The following is a 274-nucleotide window of genomic DNA, read 5'->3' on the forward strand; positions in this document are numbered from 1 at the left end:
GTTCACAAGGTTATCCACAGTATGCGTGGATAACCCGGAGAGCCTCGGCGGCAAGCGCTTGAGCGAGGTGGAAGGATGGATGCACCACGAGGATTCAGTCGTTACCTGGGGATCGCGGAACGTTTCCTGGCCCGTGGCCGGGTGCCCGCCTTGTTGATTGCGGTAGCACGCAAGCGCTCGCGCCTGAAGCTGGTGAAGAGCGACCTGCGCCTGCTGCAGGAACTGCTGGTGGCCTGGGTTCGCGGCGAATACCGCGGACTCAGCCGCCAGGCGT

General features: G+C 63.5%; 1 pseudogene. It reads left to right on the forward strand.

Annotation, left to right across the window (positions count from 1 at the left end):
• Positions 1-75: 75 nt before the first annotated feature.
• A pseudogene (locus ACLJNW_RS24980) lies at positions 76-274 on the forward strand (hypothetical protein); the annotation flags it as partial.

Origin of the sequence: Salmonella sp. SAL4457 (assembly GCF_046548235.1) — a bacterium.
Lineage (GTDB): Bacteria > Pseudomonadota > Gammaproteobacteria > Enterobacterales > Enterobacteriaceae > Salmonella > Salmonella enterica.